At 50.5% G+C, this 23515-nt stretch carries 14 protein-coding genes; 1 reads left to right on the top strand and 13 read right to left on the bottom strand.

The window, feature by feature from the left end; genetic code table 11:
- Positions 1 to 123: 123 nt before the first annotated feature.
- From ACFPPD_RS21875 to ACFPPD_RS21830, 10 genes are all read right to left on the bottom strand, one after another.
- Positions 124 to 4479 carry an AAA family ATPase gene (locus ACFPPD_RS21875; RefSeq protein ID WP_209744491.1) on the bottom strand — a complete coding sequence of 1452 codons (4356 nt, stop codon included), beginning with the start codon at positions 4477 to 4479 and terminating at the stop codon, positions 124 to 126.
- A gap of 208 nt (positions 4480 to 4687) precedes the next feature.
- Complete coding sequence (locus tag ACFPPD_RS21870) at positions 4688 to 6082, bottom strand: S-layer homology domain-containing protein (RefSeq protein WP_209744488.1); 1395 nt, start codon at positions 6080 to 6082, stop codon at positions 4688 to 4690.
- A 16-nt stretch (positions 6083 to 6098) separates the two neighbouring features.
- Positions 6099 to 8537 carry a hemoblobin-interacting domain-containing protein gene (locus tag ACFPPD_RS21865; RefSeq protein WP_209744485.1) on the bottom strand — a complete coding sequence of 813 codons (2439 nt, stop codon included), beginning with the start codon at positions 8535 to 8537 and terminating at the stop codon, positions 6099 to 6101.
- 116 nt (positions 8538 to 8653) lie between these two features.
- Positions 8654 to 9277 (bottom strand): LuxR C-terminal-related transcriptional regulator, encoded by a 624-nt coding sequence (locus tag ACFPPD_RS21860; RefSeq protein WP_209744482.1) that lies wholly within the window; start codon positions 9275 to 9277, stop codon positions 8654 to 8656.
- Between the two features lie 3 nt (positions 9278 to 9280).
- Positions 9281 to 10501, bottom strand: coding sequence for a sensor histidine kinase (locus ACFPPD_RS21855; RefSeq protein WP_209744479.1), 1221 nt, complete (start codon positions 10499 to 10501; stop codon positions 9281 to 9283).
- A 166-nt stretch (positions 10502 to 10667) separates the two neighbouring features.
- Positions 10668 to 14597 (bottom strand): BREX system ATP-binding domain-containing protein, encoded by a 3930-nt coding sequence (locus ACFPPD_RS21850; protein ID WP_209744476.1) that lies wholly within the window; start codon positions 14595 to 14597, stop codon positions 10668 to 10670.
- 25 nt (positions 14598 to 14622) lie between these two features.
- Complete coding sequence (locus ACFPPD_RS21845) at positions 14623 to 15081, bottom strand: serine/threonine-protein kinase (RefSeq protein WP_209744473.1); 459 nt, start codon at positions 15079 to 15081, stop codon at positions 14623 to 14625.
- Between the two features lie 113 nt (positions 15082 to 15194).
- Positions 15195 to 16871 (bottom strand): GMC oxidoreductase, encoded by a 1677-nt coding sequence (locus tag ACFPPD_RS21840; RefSeq protein WP_378083339.1) that lies wholly within the window; start codon positions 16869 to 16871, stop codon positions 15195 to 15197.
- Positions 16872 to 16976: 105 nt separating this feature from the next.
- The gene (locus tag ACFPPD_RS21835) at positions 16977 to 17756 is read right to left on the bottom strand and encodes a hypothetical protein (RefSeq protein ID WP_209744470.1); all 780 of its coding nucleotides are present in this window, start codon (positions 17754 to 17756) and stop codon (positions 16977 to 16979) included.
- A gap of 104 nt (positions 17757 to 17860) precedes the next feature.
- Complete coding sequence (locus tag ACFPPD_RS21830) at positions 17861 to 19537, bottom strand: helix-turn-helix domain-containing protein (protein ID WP_209744467.1); 1677 nt, start codon at positions 19535 to 19537, stop codon at positions 17861 to 17863.
- Between the two features lie 148 nt (positions 19538 to 19685).
- On the opposite strand from ACFPPD_RS21830, the gene ACFPPD_RS21825 reads away from it, so the two are divergent.
- On the top strand, positions 19686 to 20888 hold the full coding sequence (locus ACFPPD_RS21825) for an outer membrane protein assembly factor BamB family protein (protein WP_209744464.1): 1203 nt from the start codon (positions 19686 to 19688) through the stop codon (positions 20886 to 20888).
- 69 nt (positions 20889 to 20957) lie between these two features.
- Here the strand turns inward: ACFPPD_RS21825 and ACFPPD_RS21820 are convergent, their stop codons facing one another.
- The 3 genes from ACFPPD_RS21820 to ACFPPD_RS21810 all read right to left on the bottom strand — a co-directional run bounded on the left by ACFPPD_RS21820 (position 20958) and on the right by ACFPPD_RS21810 (position 23508).
- Positions 20958 to 21338: a GIY-YIG nuclease family protein gene (locus ACFPPD_RS21820; RefSeq protein ID WP_209744461.1), complete on the bottom strand. Its 381-nt coding sequence runs from the start codon at positions 21336 to 21338 to the stop codon at positions 20958 to 20960.
- 134 nt (positions 21339 to 21472) lie between these two features.
- Complete coding sequence (locus ACFPPD_RS21815; RefSeq protein ID WP_209744458.1) at positions 21473 to 22621, bottom strand: response regulator; 1149 nt, start codon at positions 22619 to 22621, stop codon at positions 21473 to 21475.
- Between the two features lie 14 nt (positions 22622 to 22635).
- Positions 22636 to 23508, bottom strand: coding sequence for a CheR family methyltransferase (locus tag ACFPPD_RS21810; protein ID WP_209744986.1), 873 nt, complete (start codon positions 23506 to 23508; stop codon positions 22636 to 22638).
- Positions 23509 to 23515: the final 7 nt, after the last annotated feature.

Raw genomic sequence — 23515 nt, 5'->3', positions numbered from 1 at the left:
CAACTCTAACGAGATCGATTGTAGCTTTATTTCTCAGAAATGTGATGTAACGAAAGTTACACCCGTGCAAATTTTGTTGAAGAACGTCAAAAAAAAGACCGTCAGGCTATATGCCCCACGGTATCAGTCCAATATATGCAGCTCCCTTGCTCTGGAAACGGCTTGTACTCTTCTTTTCACTTGCAGCTTTCCATAGATGTTGAAGACGTGGTTCTTAACGGTTCCTTCCGTTATTTCAAACCGCAAGGCAATCTCTTTATTCGACAAACCCTCTGCCATTAGACGAAGGATGTCCATTTCGCGATTGGAAAGCGATTCGACCGACGATGGCTTTACTTTCACTTTTTCGATTCCGGCAGCTTCATCAGCATGATCTTGGGATTGCCAGAGCTTCAGATAGGCCATTCGCGAGAATACCATTTCCAATACTTCCAAGCGATCCGCAGTAAAAGCATCGGAGGTTAGATTGTTCTCCAGATACAATACGCCAACTCGGTTGTCCGGATAACCGATGGGCAGACACAAAATCGATTTGGGCCGTTTCTGTCGAATATAAGGATCTGAAGCAAATATACTTTGACGGGCTTCGCCCAGAACGACGGATTCCCGCGTTCGCATAGCGAATTGAACAACTGCAGTAGAATAATGGTCTCCGCTGTCCACAGGTCTCTCAGGATTCCGATTAATATCTTTCTCGGCCTCTACAACCCATTTCCCCTCCCTGCCTAATAGGACAAGCCCCTTCTCGGCGCCAGCATTACGAATGGCCAGATCTAGGAAGCTCTCCAGCAATTCCGCCTCTTCCTTGTCCTTGGATACAATCTTTGAGGCTTGTCTCAGCGTATCCATATCTAATTCTTTATCCAGCCCATTATTGAGCCCTCTATCGTCTGCAACTAATTCTTCTTCAACACTATCATTAATATCCTCGGGTTCGTCCTTCTCTATGAAGGAAAGCGTCATGAGAAAAGGGTGACGTTCCTGCAAGCTTCTAACCTTCCCTGTCGCGCCCCATTTGAAGTATGCCTTACTGGCTTTCTGGAGGTAAGCTTCGGCGATTTTATTCTTATCCATCGAAAGGTAATATTTAGCCGCCAATTCATTCGCAATCGCTTCATCCTGCGGATAATCTGTTCCTTCGGCCCATTGGATCGCTTGATCATAGAGCTTCGCCGCCATTGAATGGTCGTCATCCAAACGCGCCGATTCCGCCAGCATCAGTCTATATCTGGACATTGTACTTTCCGGAACGACCTTGGTCCATTTTTTCATCTGAGCCAGTAGTTTATTTATAACTTTGCGATAGCTACGTCTTATAGGATTGGGAGCGCCGGGATATTCAGCCATGATTGCTAAAGCATAATAGAAGCAATGCCTTTGATTATGCAGAGGCATCGTGTTCATCCCAAATTTCACAGATTCTGCAGCAAGTGCCGCAGCTTCCGAGTAATGCTCGAATAAGTAATAAACCTCAAGCTTGTTCGTGTAGTAACAATAGAGATGACTTTTATGCGTATCGTTTAATACTTCTTCACGCAGCAGTTGATCCTCATCGAAACTCTCACTGGTGAAGATCAATCTTTCACTCGAGGCACTTTGCAGAAGAGATACATATTGCATGGTCAGGTGAAGCACCCTTACCGTCATCGCGTCCAACCCTCGGCTTGCTTTATCAGCATAGCTCTGGCACAAAGCATTCAAGTACCGTAGATCACCGCTAACTGTAATCACATGTATAGATATCGAATAACCAGCGTAGACCATATCGCCGCTTTCCAAGCTTAATTGTCCCGCTTTCTGAAAGTAACGACCCGATTCTTGAGGTCTCTGAAATTGTAATATCAGTCCCATTTTCATATGATTTCTGCCTTTTAACAAGACACTTTCTATTTTCTCCGAATAACGAAGTGCGATCTCGGCTAATCTCAATGCTGTTCGATAGCGTTTTAATCCGAAACACAAAGCAGAAGCGTAAGAACTAAGCATAAAAGAGAAAGCTTCCGAATTTCCTTGCTTCAAAGACATTCTTACATATTTAGCGAATAATATCACAGCCAATTCCTGATTGACGTTAAATAAGGAGGACGACGCGGCCACGACGATATCCGCTAATGCTTTATGTAAGGGGTCGCGGCTTATTGGCAAGTCCTGCAGGAGTTTCGGCTTGCTCGTAAGCCATAATTGCGTATACATAATTTCAGCTATGATAGATAAACGCGAAGCCTCTGAGGGGATATTCAAACCAAACTCTGCCATCGCTTTTAAGGCAATTTTTCCGGCTTCCTCCTCTTTTTTGCGGTAAGCGTACATCGTAACCTGTATGACGTAGATCTTGGCTCGATCCACCGAGCTTCCAACATGCTGCAGCATCTGCTCCAGAATAGCCTCCGCTCGAACAAAGTATCCGCAGAAGTACTCGCATTCCGAGCTTTCAAGCAAGAGATGATAATAGAGAGAATAGTAGCGGGTCCAGCCCTCGACTTCAATCAGATGAGCGCCTGTCTTTAATAGTTCCAATGCTTGGACATAAGCTGCAGAAGCTTTAGCCTTTCTACCAGCTTGCAGGTTAAGCCGAGCCAATTGTTCAATTTCCGCCGGGTCGGTCATAAACTCGCTGCCCAAATTAAGATGATGCACGACCTCGAACAGATGCTCGTCCGTTTCTTCCGAATGAAAGAAACGAAGCATTAATCGGCCGATTTTCAAATGGACTTGCTTTTTTTCCTCATCCGGAATGAGATCGTAAGCCGCTTTCTGTACGCGATCATGCAAGAAAATATAGGTATCCTTATCAGGCAAAACCAAGCCTTCGGTTAGTGCGGGCAGCAAATCTTGCTCCGTATACTCTGTCTCTTGTCCGTATAGCATCGACAACATCCGGATATCAAAAGAATTGCCAATGCAGCCCGCTAGACGCAGCACTTGGCGAGTTTCTTCCGGAAGCGTGTTAAACCTTCCTACAATCAGGCTAATAACATCCTTAAAGCCTTCCCGTTCTTTAATCGATTTAAGATTCCAATCCCAGCGCGTTTTGTCCGAATTAAAATAAAGCAGCTTCTCGTCATAAATAAATTGCAGTGTTTGTTTGAGATAAAAGGGATTCCCCGCTGTTTTCTCATACAGGGTTTCCGCCAGCGGCTTGATCCTGCTTGGATCGGAATGCAGCACATCCGCGACATATTGGATTACATTTAGATAACCCAGCGCTTCAATGTTCATATACTGAATAGAGGTGCCTGTCTTACGCAAGTTACCAAAAAATGATTCCTCTAACAAATGCCCCTCATGGATTTCATTGTTTCGATAAGTGCCGATGATAAAGAGATACTTGTTGGATGGATCATTAATCAAAACCTGAAGTAAATGAAGAGAGGCTGGATCTGCCCATTGCAAATCATCCAACCATATAACCAACGGATGCTTCTTATGTGCAAATACCTTAATAAAGTTGCTAAAAAGGGTTTGAAATCGGTTGGTCGATTCTGCCGGAGGCAAATCCTCAACCGGGAGCTGTTTGCCTATAATCAAGGTTAGTTCGGAAATAACTTCTATGAGAACTCTCCCGCTTTGTCCTAGAGCTTCTAAAAGCCTTTTTCTCCATTCCGCAATCTGATCTTCGTTCTCTGCTAAGATCTGCCGAATCAGATCACGAAAAGCGATAATAAGCGATGCGTAGGGTATAGACTGCTTAAGCTGGTCAAACTTGCCTGAGATAAAATATCCCTTTGTATGCATTACAGGCTTTTGGATGCCTTTGATTAACGCTGTTTTGCCGCTTCCGGCATGACCGCCGATTAACATAACCTCCATAGAGCCTGAGCGGGAGCGTTCATAAGCGTTAAGCAGCTCCTGCCATTCTTTTTCTCTTCCATAAAGCTTTTCCGGCAGCCGAAAACGGCTTATTTCATCAGATTCACCTAGAGGAAATGGCTCGATTATTCCTTTCGCCTTCATCTGATCCGAGCATTTCAGTAGATCAACATAGAGTCCGTATGCACTTTGATAACGATTGTCTGCCGTCTTGGAAAGCAGCTTCATCACAAGATCGCTTAGCATTTGCGGGACTTCGGGTTTTAATGTCCGCGGAGGAATTGGAAGCAAAGCCATATGGGCATGGATCCACTCGTTGGCTGTTGTCGCTTTAAATGGAAGCTCGCCCGTCAGCAGCTCATAATAAAGAACACCTAAAGCATACAAATCACTGCGTTGATCTATTTTCCGCTTCATGCGGCCTGTTTGCTCTGGCGAGATGTAGGCAAATGCTCGAATGAGATCATCTTTCAGTGGCTGGAGCATCATCCGACCGGATTGAGAATGAATGAGTATATTCTCAGGATCTAAATTGTGCCGGATTAAACCTCTTAGGTGCAGCTTTCTAAGCACCTCTGCTAATTCCAATGAGACGGTGAAAAAAGTCCGAAGATCGACTATATTCGTTGTCATAAACGCCTTTAGAGTCATCTCGTTGTTATCTTCCAAGGCTACTAAGCCTCCATCTGACATTCCTTATAATAAAAGAGAAGGCACCCAGCGGGCACCTTAATAGATTTGGTTATACTCATTATATACATCTGCTAGAAGGAATCACAATGAAAAAAAGGGTTATCCCTCAAGCAGCTCGTTCGACCGCCTTCAGGATAACCCTAGTAATTTAACTATAAATCAGTTCGGACTGACGATTTTCACTTTACTTGCTCTCTAGTGCCAGCATCTTCAGCAGAACCGTTACAGCCTCTGCTCTGGTTGCTTGGGCATTCGGATTGAATTGGTTTGTGCCTGTGCCTTCCATAAGGCCAAGCTTCTTGATTGCCGCTACTGCCCCTTTCACCCATGACGGAATGTCCTTGTCATCAGCGAAGCCGGTTACGTCAGTCGACTCGATGGACAGTTTAAGCGCATTCGCGATCATCGCTGCCATCTCAGTGCGCGTAATCTCAGCATTCGGACGGAAAGAGCCGTCCTTATAACCTTTAATAATGCCTGCTTGTACCGCTTGCGCGACTGCTTTCTGTGCCCAGACTCCAATCTTAGCCGAATCTGTGAACGTCAGCTCTGCTCCTGCTTCTTGCGGCTTCAGTGCGTTCATCAGCATAACTGAAAATTCAGCGCGAGTTACGGTTTTACCCGGTTTAAATGTTCCATCGGCGTAACCCTTAACGATTCCTATGCTCACCGCTTGCTTGATGCTCGCTTCGGCCCAGTGTCCAGCGATATCGCTGAAATTAACATCCATTGGCGGCACATCCTCCGCCGAGTCTACCGCAATTACCGCATATTTCGTAAAATGATTGACCTCAACCGTAATTTTATTCCCGTTTGCATTACCGCCGACTTTCACCCATTCCTTCTTTACTTCGTCGTAATAGAATACGACCGGCTTTTGATTGCCCTTCAAACTTGTTGGATCGAAGGTAAAGGTCAGCGTTATCGGCTTGTTGAAGTTCTCAGAGAAGTTTTTCAGAATCTCATAGATTGGGCTAGCTAAAACTTCTTTATGCATTAGAAGGTTTTGAGTGTTCAATAGCTTTTCTATCGTTAATTTCAGTTCTTTGCCTGAAGCATCTGCAGGAATAGAGATCGTAATCTCATCTCCTAAGCTAACCTCGCCCGGTTTACCAACAGGAAGCGTTAGTTTACCATCCGTGGAGGTAACTTTGTCGCTTGGGGAATCGCCTACAATTATCGTTCCAGTAGGTGACGGACTTGGTGTAGGGTCAGGGTCAGGTGTTGGCGTAGCGTCAGGCGCTGCAGCGACAACAAGATCTTGCGTTGCCACTTGATTCGCTTGACCGACAATAACCTTATAGATTCCTGCCGGTTCATTGCTTCCTAATGTAAAGGAATCTGTAAATTGTCCGTCAGTTACCTTAGCAATATCAAAGAACACCGTGCTATTGCCAGGACGAAGCACCTTAATAATGACTTCGCTTAAAGTGGATGTGCCTGATATCGTCACTGTCTCGCCAGGATGAATGGATGAAATGGCATTCACGGAAACTACAGCGCTAGCCGAAGCAGTGAAGGGCACCAACCCTAAGCAAAGGCTGAGAAGTAGAATCAAACTAAATTTACGAAGCTTCACTTTCTCACCCCTCGTCTTAGTCATTGTTGTTTCCTTGCTGAAGCAGTTTCAGATCATATTCAGCTTGCGTCACTTGTGTAGCCAAGCTCAAGCCAACATCCATGAGATCATTATTATATTTATTGACCATAAACGCTCTGACCGTATAATTGGGATTCGTTGCAGCGTCTGTTACATTGAAATTTGCTGTATACGTTCCTGTATTCACCTCTAGATTAGCAGCTACAATACTTACAGGTGTCGTTCCATTCACTAGCTCGAAAACAACCGATTGCGTTCCCGCATTAGTGTCGGCATAATTCAATATATTTACCTTTGCCGTAATTCCGTTCTCCGCAGTCACCACCGGCGCAGTCATATAAAATAGTTCAGACGATATATAGGCCTCTCCAGAAAAGCTTTTACTGCTATAACCATCCGCATTAATAGTGATAGAGTAATAGCCGCCTTTTTGAAAAACACCTTGGTTAATCGTAAGCATGCCTGCGGCCAGCGTATATTCCGAACTATTCAAGGGCCTGCTCGCTCCGACATTATAACTATATAGTGTGACATCTCTAACTTTACTTCTCCATTCAGCATTGTCTTCGAAGAAAAACTGACTTGCTGTATCGCTTAAGAAGTATCCTGTAACATCAGGCGTGTTATATGCAATCACTTGATCAATTGCGGCGTTCCGTACATTATCTCCCATATCGCTTAATGCGTTCGCGGCAATTTTAACTTCAATGGTGCCGCTCTTTATCGCTTCATGAAAGAGAACGACGATTCTATTCCCTTGGATCGTCACTACATCCTGTACATCCAAAGCTGAGAAAGTGGAGCCGTGATCCGTTGAAACCGTAATCTGATTCTTTAAGTCCGATACCCCATTAACAATGGTCTGATCTACTAATTTAGCATTGTAATTAAGGTTCGAGTCTAGGCTCAACCAACGGCCATCATGCGAAAAGCTTCCACCTTGTATTGTTAATGTTTGAAGGGGATAAAGCCAACCCGTTCCAATATAATCAGTGAAAATGTTCCCGGCTGTATCCTTAAAAAAATTCGGGCCAAATTCGAAATAATATTGAGAACCAGTCAATGTCGCTGCAAAATGAATGACCAGTGTATTACCTGAGAATGTCAGAGTTGCATCTGAAGGAAGACCATTCCCCCACCCCATGCCAGGAATATAACGATATATCGATGCCTTTAAATCTACATCAGTCATGTTATTCAGCACATCTTCATCAAAAACAAATGTAATATCCTGATTATAATTAGAAAAATAAGCTTCAACAAATTTAGGCGCTGTAGTGTCTACGGGTTCTCCAAGTGCTTGAATCAAAGGGGTTGTAATATACTCATTACGAACATTTCCGTAGCTATCCTTAAGAGCGCCACCCCGTATTACAATCTGATTGGCTGCTCCTGAGAGGGCTGCGGTAAAATGGATGACCAGCTTGCCGGAAACAACGGATGCCGTATCGTTTGCAGTCAACTCTGTCTGTTGGGATGAATTGGCGACATCCTTCAATAAATAAATGTAATCCTTTAGGTAAGAGATTTCTTCGGACAAGGTATTATCTACAACATCCTCATGGAAGGTAATCGTCACGTCATGGCTGTCACTGCTAATTTCTGTCGATTGGATGACCGGCGGGGTTACATGTAAAATCATCTCCGCATTGAGATTACCCGCTGCATCCATCACCGCGCCGCTAGCGATTTTAATAAGCGTATTCGTGCCCATTATGACCTTCATATCATTACTGTAATAGATATAAATTTCATTGGGACCCGCAGCAGTTAGCTCATTACCCAGTTCCGATAGGGGTTCAAAATTTACGCCATCCGTCGCAATACTCATTTTCGTCTTCAAGTACGCGGAAGGATCCTCATTCTCCGGATTATTAATATAAATATCCTCATCAAACTTCAATCTCACATCGTTGCCATTAGAGGAACTTGAACCTATATAAGACGGCGGGGTAATATCAAGCGCAGCAATATCCATAATTTCTGTTACCTGATCGAAAGTGTCGCCATTGCTATCCATTAACACCCCTGAAGCAATGCTGATTGCGTTCGTTGAACCAACCAACGCGTCATTAAAGTTTATTTCCAACGTACTGGTCGTATCCGCAGTTGATAAAGCAACCGTATCGTCTGTGCCAAGTGCTGTATATGCGGCATCGCCTGTTTTTTTAACTGTAATCGCATTTTTCAAATCAACTAAAGGGTCCGTCTGCGTTGCATAAACACTAAATGTGACTGAAACTACCTTATTGCCTCCGCTCACGATTGCCGGTTGAATATTGTCCTGTAAAATGATTGGTGAAGGATTAGCACTTGCTGCACCTGGAAAAACAACCGCAAACGCCATAATTACTGCCATCACTGTAGACAATATTACTTTAGATAACTTTTTCTTTTCTCTCATAATCAAAACCTCTTTCATATCCGTATTCATTCTTTTTCCTCCATCTTCTTGTCGGCTTTTGTCGCTCTTGTCTTACTTTAAGACTATTTGGGATATAAAAAAATCCCCCGTTCGGGGGAGAAAAAGCAATAAACGAGGGATATCTCTCATGCCAGCGTCATTAATTCTTTGGCACGCTGCAGAGCTTGTACCCGATTGTTCACTTCAAGCTTTCTGTACACATTCTTAATATGCGACTTTACGGTTTCACCCGTGATATTCAGGCGATGGGCGATCTCTTTGTTTGCCAATCCGCTCGCGACCAACCGCAAAATCCTCGTTTCCTGCTCTGTCAACATTTCTTTAAGAGACCGTTTCACTTTCGGCGTTATCGGGAGAATCTCAGTAGAAGGTTGAGCTGCCCCGCTCCGATGTCTTTGTCTGATCTTGTCCAACGTTCTTGACATTCGCTGGACGGTTACAGGCTTCATCAGATAATCCAAAGCGCTCATATCGAAGGCTTGAACCGCATATTCGTCGGATGCGGTTACAAATACCACATCAATGGCAGCATCGAGATCAAGCAATAGGGCAGAAAGCCCCATGCCGTTAATTTCCGGCATAAAAATATCCAGGAATGCGATATGGATCGGGTTCGACTTCACGAATTCATAAGCTTCCAACGGGTTCAGAAACGTATGGCATATTTCGATCTCGCCGCTCTCGGATAATATCTTCTTCAAACGTTTCACCGATAATTCTTCATCATCAACGATAATGGCTCGCAGCATGCTTTAACCTCCAATCTGCATGATCGGTCGTGCGGGAATGTCGAAGATAACCTTCGTGCCTCTTCCTTCTGCGCTCTCCATACGAATGCTTTTTCCGTAAAGAAGCTGAATACGTTGGCTTATGTTCCGCAGCCCTATGCCTTTCTTATTCGTTTCCGATTTAAGGATTTCATCCCGTTTTGTCTCGTTCATCCCGCATCCATTGTCTTCTACGGCAAAGCTGACTACGGCGTCCGCTGCCCTTTTTACGGATATTTTCACTGTTCCCCCCCGTAAATTGGACATCAGGCCATGTCTTATGGCGTTTTCAACCAATGGCTGCACAATCAGCGGGGGAATCAGGATATCCAGATTTGCATCCACGTCGTACTCCACGCACAGTCGGGAGCCATACCGCGCCTTTTCAATGTTAATATACGCTTTTACCAACTCTAATTCATTTTCAATGGTTGTTAGAGAATCCAGTTGGTTGAAGTCAAAGCTGCTTCTTAAATACTGCGAGAGATCAAGCGTCAATTCCTCCGCCTTATGAGGTTCGTCGATGCACAAAGCGGCAATAGAATTCAGGGCGTTATAAAGGAAATGTGGTTTGATCTGAGAACGCAAAAAGGCGATTTCCGCGGACTTCGCTTCCGATTGCAGCTGCCGGTTCTTTCTGATCATGTCCTTTATCGTTTCGTTTAAGGAAATGAACAATATCAGCACGGCTAATGTAATCGCGATATGAATGAGCTGCACCGGAAAAAAACGCAAGGAAAATCCTCTCAGGACAGAACTGACGATAAGTCCGGCAAGCGAATAATAGGCGGATAATAGAAACGCCATTTGCAGCTTCTTATTCTTCTCCGCTTTCGCGAAGAGCTTCTGAAAGATCAGGATAACCGGCATGCTGAAGGAAAGGGTCAAGACGGTCGTGAAAAATCCCAAGTCTGCTCCGAAATAAGAGCGGTACAGAATGACGAACGCGGACAGGATAACGCCCGTTGCCGGTCCGCCATACAGCGTCCCTAAGAGCAGAGGAATGATTCGGATATCCAATCGGAAATGGGTATCCACATACGCGGGGAAAGACATGCAGATCAGGATGGATAGTCCGTATAGAACGGATAGAATGATTTGGACGCGGCGATCCTTCCCGGACCTTTCCGCGAAAAAGATTTGCACGGCGAAGATCAGAATCGCGATAAACGAAAGCTGCAGCAAAAAATCCTTCAATATGTTCATACTCTTCCGATCACCCCATGCCATCATTGCTATTATTCAGCGTTTAGTATAATTCCCGCGCACGAAAATAGAGTCATACTTTAGTCGTACGCCGCCGAAAAATGACGAAACGCGAAAAGCCAACCCCAACGTCTATCGACGCCGATGGTTGGCTTGGGTGCATCCGTTAATCGATGATATTCATCTCTCTTGCCCGCGCGATCGCCTGCCCCCGACGTTTGACGCCGAGCTTGCCGTATAGCCGGGATACATGGGTTTTGACCGTTGCTTCCGCGATCCGGAAACGATCCGCGATTTCCTTATTGGATAAGCCGTCCGACAGCGCGTACAAAATCTCGGCTTCCCGATTCGTCAGTGGTTCGATTAGCGGCTCTGAAGCTTTCGTTAAGACAGCCGCGGAACGAGGAGCGGAATCGTCCGACCGGTACGGGTTCGCCCGGGAATCCTTGAGCGATTTCAAGTACACCATCCGCGTAATCATAAGCTCCAGCATATCCAGCCTTTCCTTCGTGAAAACGCCGGATATCAGACTGTTCTCCAAATAAAGCACAGCCGGCAATTCATTGCCCGGAAAGAATACCGGCATGCAAAGAACGGACCGGGAACGGCGACGGATGTAAGGATCTGCCGCATACGGGCTGCTCGAAGCGTCCGCCAGCACGACCGGTTCGCCGGACATCACGACGCTGCGCACGATGGCCGCGGCGAACTGCGCATCGTCCTGGGCTTCGCCGATTATACCGCCCTCCTGCGCTTCGATAACGAAATCTTCACCCTCGCGATTCAGCACATAGCCTTTCTCGGCGCCCGAGTAGCGGAGCGCCGAAGCAAGGAAACGGCTCGTTAACGTATGATGGTCCGTAATCCCCGACCAGCCCGCCAACTGCTGCAGAACCGCTTTCTCGTCACCGATAACCGGGATCGAGTAACGCGGCGGTTCATCCCTGCCGTCTTCCCGAGCGTCCCCTAGGCTTGTCCTGCCGCCCGATTGTTCCGCAACCGTTTCAATATCCGCGGGTAACGAATATGCTGATAAATGCAGCTCGGGAAACATCGCGCTTAACTTTTTCGCTTTGCCGGCCGCTCCCCACTCCGAATAGGCTGCGACGCTATCCGCAAGCATAGCTTCCGCCGCTTTCGCGATCCCTGCTTCCCGATAGAAAATCGAAGCCCGCTCGCAGGCGATCGCGGCGAGCAGGGAGGAGCCTTCCGCGCGCGCCGAGGCAATCGCTTCCTCGAAGCTTCTGGCTGCAGCCTCCCGTTTCCCGTCGATCCGCTGCCATTCGGCCTTAACCAGCAAATAGGCCGAACCCTCCGCAGACGCGTATGCGTTGCCCCCCAGGCTGAACGACTTTGGCGCTCGCAAGAGTTGTCTAAGTCTGGCGCGAATCCCTTTGCGCTCTCCAAGCGGTGCTTCCGCATATAAGGCGGCAAGCGATAAGGCGTGATAAAGATGCCTTTTCCAGGTCAGCAACGGCGTCTCCCCCGCATCGTAACCTTCGGCGCGCTCCACCCATTCGAGAGCCTCCCGATACCTTCCGGCCAGATAGGAGCTTTCCATTATGCAGCTGCATATATAGTGGGACTGGTTGTCATCCGTCTTCGTGGAACGGTTGTCCATGACCTCTTTCAGTTCCGGATCGATCTCGCCGTCTTCTCCCCGCAACGCCTCCACATGCCATCTCGCGACCCGCAAAGCTCTTCGAGTAATGTCATCCAGAAGGCTGCGGGACGATTGTTCATATTCGGCGATTTGCGCGGACAAGGTCCGCAAATCCCCGGTATGGTTGATTACGCGCAGCGCCATCGAGAATCCGGCAAAGGTCAAGTCAGCCGAATCCAGACCGTAACGCACGGACTGCTCGAAATGCGCCGCCGCCTTCGCCGAGCTCCGGCTTTGCTCGCTTAGGCCTATGACAAAGTGCAGACGGCATTTCATTACGGCGCTTTCGAAAGAAGAAGATAGCAGACGCGCCGTTTCAATAATGCGAAATCCCGAACGCAAACGAGGAAAACCAAATCTCAACATCATGCCGTAAGCGCCCAACATAAAGGCAAACGCTTCGTTATTTCCTTGCTTCAAACCATAACGGATGAACTTCGGGTACAGCACGGCAGGCAGATTGGTGTCCAACACGAATGCCGAAGCAGACATTGCCATGACCAGATCCGACAAGGCTCTGTAGCGGGGATGATCGTTATGCGGCAGCTTTGGCAATCTATTGCCCATCCGGAACAGGGCCCATTGGGTCAGCGCCATTTCCCTGGCCATCGCCGCGTTGGACGGCGCCGCGGGCAACTCCCAGCCGAATTCGGCCAAAGCCTGCAGACCGACGTTCGCGGCTTCTTCGTCCCTTCTTAAATAGGCGTTCATCTTGATCCGGATCAGATAAATGCGGGAACGCTCGACCAGGTCCGTCGTCCGTCCCATCAGTTGTTCAAGCCGATCATCCGCTTGGCTGACGCGTCCGCACATATATTCGCATTCCGGCAGCTCCAGCATCAACCGGTAGGCAAGAGAGCCCGGCACCGCTTCCTCTTCCCCCAGAAGACGCAAGCCTGTTTCCAAATAACGCTGCCCCGCCGCGAACGCCGTCGTCGCTTTCGATTTCAAGCCGGCCTGATAATTGAACGCGGCCAGCTTCCTTCTCTCCGCCTCATCCGTCATCTCGCTGCAGCCCAGATTCAGGTGATGCACCGTATCGAAAATAGAATCGCTCGTCCGTTCCGGTCCATCCCGGCGCATCGCCCGTCCGATCTTCAGATGCAAGCCCGCTTTGTCCGAATCGGGTACGGTATCGTACGCCGCTTGCTGTACACGGTCATGCAAGAACGCATACGAAACATCCCCTTCTTCACCTTCGGCAGCGTCCGTCTCCCGGCCGATGAGCCCTTCGTCCTCGGCGATTCGCAGCAGTCCGAGCGTATCGGACAAGGTACGGCCATCGATCCGGGCAAGCAGATCCGGACGGAAGCGCTGCCCGAGCGCGGCCGCGAGGGCCAGCAGCCCGACGGTTTCGCGGGGAAGCAAACGAAGGCGGCTCTCGATCAACGGAAGAACGTCGGGATTTACGGGTATCCGTCGGATGGCCGCCGCATCCCATGTCCACAGGGCTTGTTCCTCGTCAAAATAGAGCTTGTTATCCCGATGCAGACTGTCCAGCAACCGATGCAAAACCAACGGATTTCCGCCTGTCCGATGATACAGCGACTCGGCCAATCCCCTGACGCGCGCCGTATTCTCGTTAAGCACCCCGGAAACAAACCTTCTCACATCGACGTAGGATAGAGGTTCGAGCGCGATATGCCGCACCCGCTGCGCTTCAGTATTTTCGAGGGAAAGCGTATGTTCGATCCATCGTGCCGCCGCGTCATGATCGTCTCCGCTTTCCGTCCCCGGCGCCGATTCGGACCGGAACGCGCCTATCACCAATAAACCGCGTAAGGACAGGTCGTGCGCCACTGCGCGAAGGAGATCCCTCGTGGCGGGATCGGCCCACTGGAGATCGTCCAGAAACATCACGACAGGACGGTCCTTATCGGCAAACGCCTTGAGAAAAGCGGAAAGCAGACGGCGAAAACGGATAGCGGCTTCAGATGGAGGAAGCGGCTCCGCAGAAGAATTGTCGCCGAGAAGCTTGGCCGCTTCGGGCAGAAGCTCGGCCACGACGCCCGCTCCCGTACCCAAGCTCTTCGATAATCCGGCCCTCAGCCTCGCCACGTTGTCGGGCGTTTCGCTCCAGATATACTGAATCAAGCTTCGAAAAGCCTGAAGGATCGGTTCGAACGGAATATCCCGATTCATCAGATCGCACTTTCCCGCGATGAATCGCCCGCCGGCCCTCGCAACCGCCGTCTGAAGCTCCCGGACCAACGCCGTTTTGCCGCTGCCCTCCCGGCCGGTTACGAACACGAATTCGGTTTCGCCGGCGCGTACCCGTTCGAAAGCGTTGCGCAGCTCCTCTTCCTCCGATTCGCGGCCGAAGAGCGTCCGCGGAAGCCGAAACCGACTAACCTCGTCCATTCGGGCGAGCTCAAACGACACGATCTCTCCCGCTTCTTCCAGAGAGATGACGCAGCGCCGCAAATCGGACAACAGCCCGTATGCGCTCTGATAACGCTCACCCGGCGTTCGACAGCAGCTTCATGACGATGCCGTCGAGCGGGCCCGCCGTCTCCGGCCGCAGCTCCCGCAGCGGTTCCGGCAAGACGGCCAGGTGGACATGCACCCACTCCTCGGCGCTTTGCGCCTGAAACGGCAAGCCGCCCGCAAGCATTTCGTAATAAATGACGCCGAGAGCATACAGATCGCTGCGCGCGTCCGGCTCGCGATTCATCCTGCCTGTCTGTTCGGGGGATAAATAGGCCGGATTCGGTTTCCGGTTCTTTGCGACAATGGCCTTTTTTCGACTCGGATAAAGCAGAATGCCGTTTGGATTCAAATCGCCGACGACCGCGTCCCGTTTATGTGCCTCTTGAACCATCCGGGCCAGCGCTATCGCGGTATATAAAAACGACGAAACCTCCACGGAGGTCCCGTTCATCCAATCCTTTAATCCGATCCCGTCTGCCGATATCATGTTGTTCCCGATTCCTCCATTTGCCCGCGTCGCATTATTGCTCGATCGGAACGTCAGACCGCTAATCCTATTCTAGCAAAAAGCCCAACGGGTTGTCAGAAGTTTGAGATGCATCACGAATTCGAAATATGGTCCGCCGTTCGAATGGCGAGCGCGATCGTCGTCAACGTTTGATTTTCGGCTCCGATGTAAGGCAATGCGCTATTATCGGCTACATAGAGACCGGAAACGCCGCGGATTTGCCCATTTTGGTCGGCTACTGAAGTCGTTGGATCATCTCCGATACGGCAAGTGCCCGAATCATGATGCAGATCGCCGAGAGGGGTCAGACATATGGCAGGTCTGCCGTTCTCGGAAACCAGTCGTATACCGGCATTCGCGGCAATGCTCTTTATCCCTTTCGTCATTTGGTTAACGACGGCCCGATCGGTGTCGCTCAAGGAATAATGGACTTGAATTTCTGGGATGCCATAATCGTCTTTCTTGTACGGATCCAACGTAATATAATTTTCGTATCTCGGTTCGACCCTGCCATAACCATACAAATTGACTTTCGTCTCGCCCGTGAATGGCATTTCAAAGGCAACAGGGTACCAATAGAACATTTCCGGTCCCGTCATTAGCACGGAGTACGGATTTTCCGGCGTTTGCGGAATCATGATGTTCAGGGGTCCCCAAGGAATCGGGAAATCAACCGTACTTATTCTTCCGGTCGCTTGCACAAAGGTTTGATTCGTCAGATAGTGTCCCAGTGCCGGGTGCCGATATCCGGAATAAAGCAGTAAACGCGGCGTTTCGAAAGTACTGGCGCACATCACGACCTTTTTGGCTTTCAGGGTATACTCGGTCCGATCCGGGGAAACGACCTTGACGCCGGTGACACTCTGATTGTCATGCAGAATCTGCACTGCGCGCGCGTTGACCGCCAAGTCGAACGGCCTCAGATTCAGCGCTCTGGCGAGCAGGGAAATGGAGCTCGTAAACATGTCGGTATGAATCTGCCCGAAGGATTGGGGCACGATATCTGCCGCGACCGGAAGGGACAACGCTTTGGAATAACCGCTCATCCACAACCGCTCCAGTAAAATTTCCGTGAACGATGCGCCCTCCGCAAAAGATTCGGTGACATGCATGACTTCTTCCGCTACGCCGTAATAGCTTTCCATCTCATCGACCGGAACAGGATATTTCGCTAAAACCCACTCGGGTAATCGAGGCGAAAACGCATACCAGAATAACGTTCTTCCTCCCAACGCAAATAGCTGCCGCGCTCCGGGATATTCCGGAATAGCTCCCGGCAAAGGCTTGGATAAATGAGTAAAATACGCGACCAGTCGCTCCTGATTCATCGTCGACAGATTTCGGGCATGCGTCGGGATCACTTGGTCTCCTCGTTCGATAATACCGATCCGTTTCCCTTCGTTTTTCCACTTTTCGCATAATCTCCACAGTACGGCGCCTCCGCCGGCCCCGGTACCGATGATCAGAACGTCATACTCCTGCTGTGCCATCTGATCTAGCGGCGTGAGCGGAATCCAGTTGTTAAGCGGTTCGGTCGGCGCGGCCTGGCAAGTCGGAATAGGACCATCGGGAGGGGGCGGAGCACTCCATTGCAATCCCCATATTCTGTTCGTTTCCGTCGCGGGAGGAAGATAGACCGGTTTGCCGAAAATATCCTCATCGGGGTGGTCAATGTGAGGGTTGTGTAGAATAAGCTCATCAATCGCAACGCGATTATTATTCGCGATGGTTCTGAGCGTTTCATGCCGGTTGGAAACCCATACTTTCAATGCAATCACACCCCTTAGCCGTTCGTGAGTACACCTAACATTTCCAACTATGCAATCCCGTTTATACTGTAATGCCGAGGCCGACGATTTTATACCTTTTATTCCTTATCGAAGGCATGCGGCGAGTCGGCGAATTTCATCGCTTAGCTTCGCGTTCACGGGATACGACTCTTCCAGGAAATCCAATATCCGCAGCGCGGACTCCGGCAACTTCCCGTAGCCTTGGATCATATCCCCGACGCGCGTCGCGAAATCGGGAAATCTTTTTTCCAGCCGCCGCTCGTTGCCGAATTTGTCCGGGAAGTACTCCACCTCCGGCTCAAGCAAATGCAGAACGGACAAGATGCTGTCGACCGCGTAACCTTGAACGAATCTGACGGCCGACAGCTTCTCTCCCCGCGCGTATCTGCATAATCCGACGTACAGGTTGGTCAACGCTTCGTTGAGGGGAAAGTCCGCGGAATCGCGTCGGATGGACGGATACGCGGCTGCCGGCTTCGCCAGCTCGACATTGCGGAACGTATCGCGCATCCAGACGAACCTTCCCTCCGAGTAGGAACCCTCCAGCAAGTCCGCTTCTTCGAAGATAGCGAACTCTCCGTATATTCCGTCCTCGAACATAATTTTGCGGCCGAGATCGGAGTTCTTGAAATGATAAGCCAGCGGATGGGCGGCATCCAGCCAATCGACCCGTTCGATGAACCGTTCCTTGCAGCCCGGCGCGGCGATTACGAAGAAATCCAAATCCGAATATTCATCCAGCCGAGCCAGCTCGACGCCGATAGAACCTAGCCCTAACAGCGCGAGCGCTTCTTCGCATCGTTCCAAGCTGCTCGCGATCCCGTCCAACCTCTCGAGCAACCGCTCTTTCCTACCCGTTTCCATTACCGTCAACGACCTCCTCGTTATAGACGCACGCAAAAAAGGGCCCAACCCACGACTAGCGCGAGGTTGAACCCGAAGGTTGCATGGCCTTTAGATTGATTCGATCATGACACGGATGGTCGGTCCGAGTCAAGAGGAGAATGGCGATTGCCGCCGAACGCGAGCTTCGCTTCCGTTAAGCGCGACTCGAGCCAGGCGATCACTTCCTTCTTGTCCCTGTACTTAGGCGTGATCAATTGCCTGATCTGGTGAAAATATTCGCCGAACGCGCTTGCCAACGTCCCTTCCGTCAAAACGACGTACGTCTCCGTCCATTGGCCCGTATGCGGTATGCCGAACGTGACGGTATGGTCATCTTTAACGTCCCAATAAGAGAGCGGGATTGACCTGCTTTGTTCCTCGGAAACGAGCGAAAGCTCGTAATGCTTTAGCGTCTTCAACAAAACGATTAAATGCTCGATATGGCGAATGCCGTCATCGCCGGCCGGCTTGCGATACCGATTGCTCGCATAATACTCGCCGCGGAACAGCAAATGTTCGATTGCCGCCATCGGGCATACGTGGATGATTCTTGTCGATTGGCTGTCGTCCAGAAAATGCTTCATTCTTTCCGAGATTCGCTCCATATGGCGCTTGATCGCCGTATCGTCGTCAAGCGAACGGCGCAAATACGTTTCCCATAACTCCAGCGGCAAGGTCATCGCGCCCAGATCCCGATTGTTGACGAGCAGATTGCCCTTCTTGCGATCCTTCTTCGTGTTCTCTTCGAAATATTGCTCTTCCGAATAATAACGCAACAGCGGTTCCGTCCGCGCCGCCAATTGTTCGAAGTGGCCGGCGATCGCTTCGCATTCTTGCTTGTCCCGATGCAAGAACGCGGAATCGATGCTGCCCGTCTGTTCCGACGACAGACAGACGAGCATCCAAGAGCCGGCGACGCCGAAGATTTCCCTTGGAGGCTCGTAGATGCCGTATCTGGCGAAATAACGAGGCTCGTACCCGCCCCCGCGACCCAGATAAGCGATCATGTCCGAGATCAAGGCAACAGACCTGTTCGTGTTCTTATTCAATTTAATGAGCGGTCGCACCCGCCCTCCCCTGCGCAACGCTTCCACGATCCCTTGTCTCCAACGCTCGGCAAGCGACGGATAACCCTCGAACGTTCCGTTCTCGCTTTGAAACGTATACAGAAGCTCCAAGGGACCGTCATCGCTAACGAGCGATTGCTCGAGCAGGGACACGATCGTCGTCAATGTTTGCTCCCTGCCCAGGGAGAATGAGCGGATCGCAGGCCGGTCCCAGGACGCCGCGTTCGGCTCCGATGCCCGCCCATTCGACCCTTCGTTATCGAGAGCTTCCGACAGCCTGCCGATTTCGGCGACGATCCCGTCCATGTTGGCTTTGGCCCCGGACTCGCGCTTCCATTGCAACCGGTCTTCTCGGGGAAGCTTGAGCGCGTGAACCTGTGCTTCTTCAAGAAGCCGCTTAAGCCATCCGATTGCCCCCTCCGGGCCGACGGCCGATGCCTCCTCTGCCGTAAATCCGCGCTCCAAGAAACGATCGTGCAAAGCTTGTCTGGCGGAATCGGATTCGAAGCCCGGCGCGAGCGCTTGGGCGATCCATCCCGCATGACCCGAATGCAGCGACGGAACGCGGTCCCCGCGAATCCAGCGGCGAATATAGGAGGAATCCAGATTGATTTCCTTCGCAAGACGGGCCGCCGACCAGCCGCGCATTCGCAGCGCGAGCTCCAACGCCTCGCCGAAAGTCGATTGCTTCATGGCGCCACGCCTCCCGCATCATTGTTTTCTCCCCTCCATTATAATTTGTCCTGGTCACATTTGTCCTGTCCCGATTATGATGCAACCAAACTATGTTATATTGATGCCAGTAAAATAGAGCTACGATAACTTGACGGGGGTCCAAACCATGGCATTGAAGGCGTATCAACTGACTTCGATCATTATTCTATTAGCTTTGCTGGCGGTCATAGTCGCATGCACGGCGGAGACGATAGAAAAAGAGGCTCCGCGTATCGCGATGTTCCGGGGAGACGCCGCCCATTCGGGCGTATACGAAACGGAAGGCGTACCCGAACTGACCGGAGAGAAGTGGCGGCTTAACCTGGGAAGCCCCTCTAACGGCTCTCCGACGATCGCCGGCAAGAGCCTGTTCATCGGAGCGGATAACGGGATACTTCGAGCAATTGATCCGGAGGAAGGCAAAGTAAAATGGACCTATAAGGCTAAGGGAAAAATACGATCGACTCCCGCCGTATATGAGGACGAGGTCTATTTTACGGACGATCTGGGGAATGCTTATGCCTTGAATGAAGCGTCGGGCACGGTTCGCTGGACCGCAAAGCTGGACGGCCCGATCGGGGGCAAGCCTGTCGCATCCGATACTTGGGATTATTACCTGTCGTCCCCCGTCGTCGACGCCTCCGCCATCTACGTCGGAAGCGCCGGGCGTTCGTTTGTTGCCTTAGATCGTAAGAGCGGACAGCTTCTATGGAAACGCGAATCCGAAACCGGTACGTTCCATTCAACCGCCGCGCTTACGGAAAAGGCCGTCTACATCGGCGACGATCTCGGCACTTTGTACGCGCTGAACATTCGCAACGGAAACATCCTTTGGACAGCCAAGACGATCGCGCCGTTCCAATCGAGCCCGTCGGTCCGGGACGGGGTCGTATACATCGGCGGTAGAGATACATTCGTTCATGCCTATGAAGCCGATACCGGAGAACCGTTGTGGAGACATTCCTCCGGCACCTCCTGGGTCCCGTCGTCTCCCGCTACGACCGACTCGCTCGTTGTCGTCGGAAGCTCCGACGCGGGACTCGTCCACGTGCTAGACCGAATGACCGGCAAGCGGAAATTGAACTTTATCCTGCCGGAGAGATCGCGCGTATTCTCTTCCCCCGCAATCGCGGGCAATGTCATGTATTTCGGAACGGCCTTCACGGACGGCAAATTCGAGAAGGACGCTTTATACGCGGTCGATCTCGATACGGGCAAGCTCGCGTGGCGGTTCGACGGAACGAAGGCGCCGATCGTAGCCTCCCCGATCGTCTGGAACGGCGTCGTCTATTACGCTTCCCAGGACGGGTACTTATTCGCTTTGCAATAGCGATTCGGAACCCGCCATATCGCCTGAACGCCTTCCGTTTCAATCGCTAATCTTGTCGGAGCTCGTCGTTCATTCGGACTTTCCAAGTTCGCTTGGTGTCTTCTCCCTGTTGTAGCCCTTGTCCCCGTAAGGCCGCAATCGTTCCAGCCAAGGCTTCAGCACGACCTTCAGCTCCCACTTCATGTCCGTGATGTCGTCGATCTCCTTCTGCTCAAGTACCTCGTATTCGAACGCGCCGGCTCCGTGCTCCTTCCAATCCTTCTGCAGCTCCAAGTTCGCGAATCTCCCCATGTCGAGCTGAGCTTGGATCGTCAGCCACTTGTTCTTCAGATTCTGATACGAAGCGACGTAGATTTTGCCGTTCGTCTTGTTCTTGATCTGAATGACGCCCATATAAATTTTGATCTGCTTGAATGTCTCCAGCAGCTCTTTGCGCTTGTTCTTATCCATGATGCCCCTTCTTTCTCATTTACTAAATTACTTATTTACTAATTTACTAAATGATAAGCAAGGCGTCAATGGACAACGCAAATAGAAGACCCCCGCAAATTACCGGAAGTCTTCATCGCGTCGGGGACGTTCTCCTACTCGCCGGCGATCCGGAATTTAATGCTAAAGGCCGTCCCGGCGCTTCCGCTTGTCACTTCGATGGCGGCTTTGTGCCGCGCGGCGATGCTGTAACAGACGGCCAGGCCGAGTCCCGTCCCCGTTTCCTTCGTCGTGAAGAACGGCGTTCCAAGCTTCTCCAAATATTCCTCCCGGATGCCGCACCCCTGATCCTCTATATTCAAGACAACGTCGTTGCCCGCCCGCTGAGTACCGATCGTCAGTGCGCCGCCCGGCGACATCGCTTCCAGGCCGTTAATCGCCAAATTCAGAACGAGCTGGCGGATTTCCTTTTCATCCAGCAGAAGATCGGCTCCCGGCCCATAGTGAACATGAAGGTGCTTGCCCGAGAGCATAGCTTCCGCTTGAATGAGCGGCTCCATGGAAGAGAGGATGTCGTTCAGGTTCGCGATCTTCATGTACGTCGTTTTGTTCTTGGCCAATGAGAGAAATTCGGTAATGATGCCGTTGGCTCTGTTCAGTTCTTCAAGCATGATATCGACGTACTCGATCGTCATGTTTCGGTTTTTCTTCGACATTTGCAGAAATCCCCGTATCGTCGTCATCGGGTTGCGGATTTCGTGCGCGATGCCGGCCGCCATCTCGCCGATCAGATTGAGCCGGGCCAGCCTCGCCATTTCCTTCTCCCACGCGATTCGCTCTTCGTTGGCGATGACGAGCTCCGTCGTTCGTTCCCGAACGATTCGTTCCAAATATTCGTATTGATTCTGATGGAAGCGGTGCATCTGAGCGAATGCGTCGACCTTCATCTTCAGAATATCCGGGTTGAACGGCTTGAACATATAATCGATCGAACCGGCGCGGTAGCCTTGAAGCACGTGGTCCGCCGTTTTGTTGATCGCCGTAATGAATATGATCGGAATATCCTTCGTCTTCTCGCGGTTTTTGATCAGCTTGGCCGTTTCGAAGCCGCTCATTCCCGGCATCTGGACATCGAGCAGAATGACGGCGACGTTCTGCATATCCTCCCGCATCGTATAACGCAACGCGTCTTCTCCGGATTTCAAACCGATCAGGTTATATTCAGGAGAGGAAAGCGCGGCTTCGAGCGTCAGCAGGTTCTCGGGGCGGTCGTCAACCATTAAAATATCGATCTTCGTTTCCATGGCCTACCCTCGTTCTACGAAGTTGGTGGTAATCCTCGCTCTGCGGATTCGACTGCTTTGCGATATATTTTTTCTTTCGAGTCCAACTCATCGAAGCAAACCTCATGCGTCCTAAGAAGTCCTTCTTTGTTGCCGAGGCCTAAATAACCGGAAGGAACGAGACTTTCGTTGAATAACCGGAGAACGCGCCGCTGCAGGGCTTCGTTGAAGTAAATCAGCACGTTCCTGCAGATGATGACGTGAAATTCGTTAAAGGAATGATCGATTGCCAAATTATGCTGCGAGAAAATCATGTTATCGGACAAGAAAGGCTTGAAGTCGACCCCGTCTTCGTTAACCGAATAATACTTCGAGAACGCCTCTTCTCCGCCTGCCTGCAAATAATTTCTCGTGTAGAGCTGCATCTTGTCGAGCGGAAACATCCGCCCGGCCGCTTGGCGCAGCACCTTGTCGTTCATGTCCGTCGCGTACAGCATCGTTTTGTGGTACAAGCCTTCTTCATGCAGGAGAATCGCCATCGAATACGCTTCTTCTCCGGTCGAACAACCGGCATGCCAGATGCGGATCGCGGGATAGGTCCGAATCAGGGGAACGATTTTCCGGCGGAATGCCAGGAAAAAGCTCGGCTCCCTGAACATTTCCGTGACGTTGATCGAGAAATCGGCGAACAACCGGTCCATCGCGTTCCGATCGTGAAGCACTTTGTCGAGCAGTCCCAATATCGAGCTTAGATTTTCTCCCAGCATGCGGTGGATGATCCTTCTTCGAATCGATGGGTAGGAATAATTCCTGAAATCCTGACCGTAATGCCGGAATATGCCCTCCAGCAACAACGAGATTTCGAGCTTCTCGATATCTTCGTCAAGCGTTAACGAACCGTTGTTCATCGCCATG

This window comes from Cohnella suwonensis (assembly GCF_042655365.1).
GTDB classification, from domain to species: Bacteria; Bacillota; Bacilli; order Paenibacillales; family Paenibacillaceae; genus Cohnella; species Cohnella suwonensis.
The sequence above is the reverse complement of the archived record's forward strand: the minus strand, read 5'-3'. Positions and strand labels throughout refer to the sequence as shown.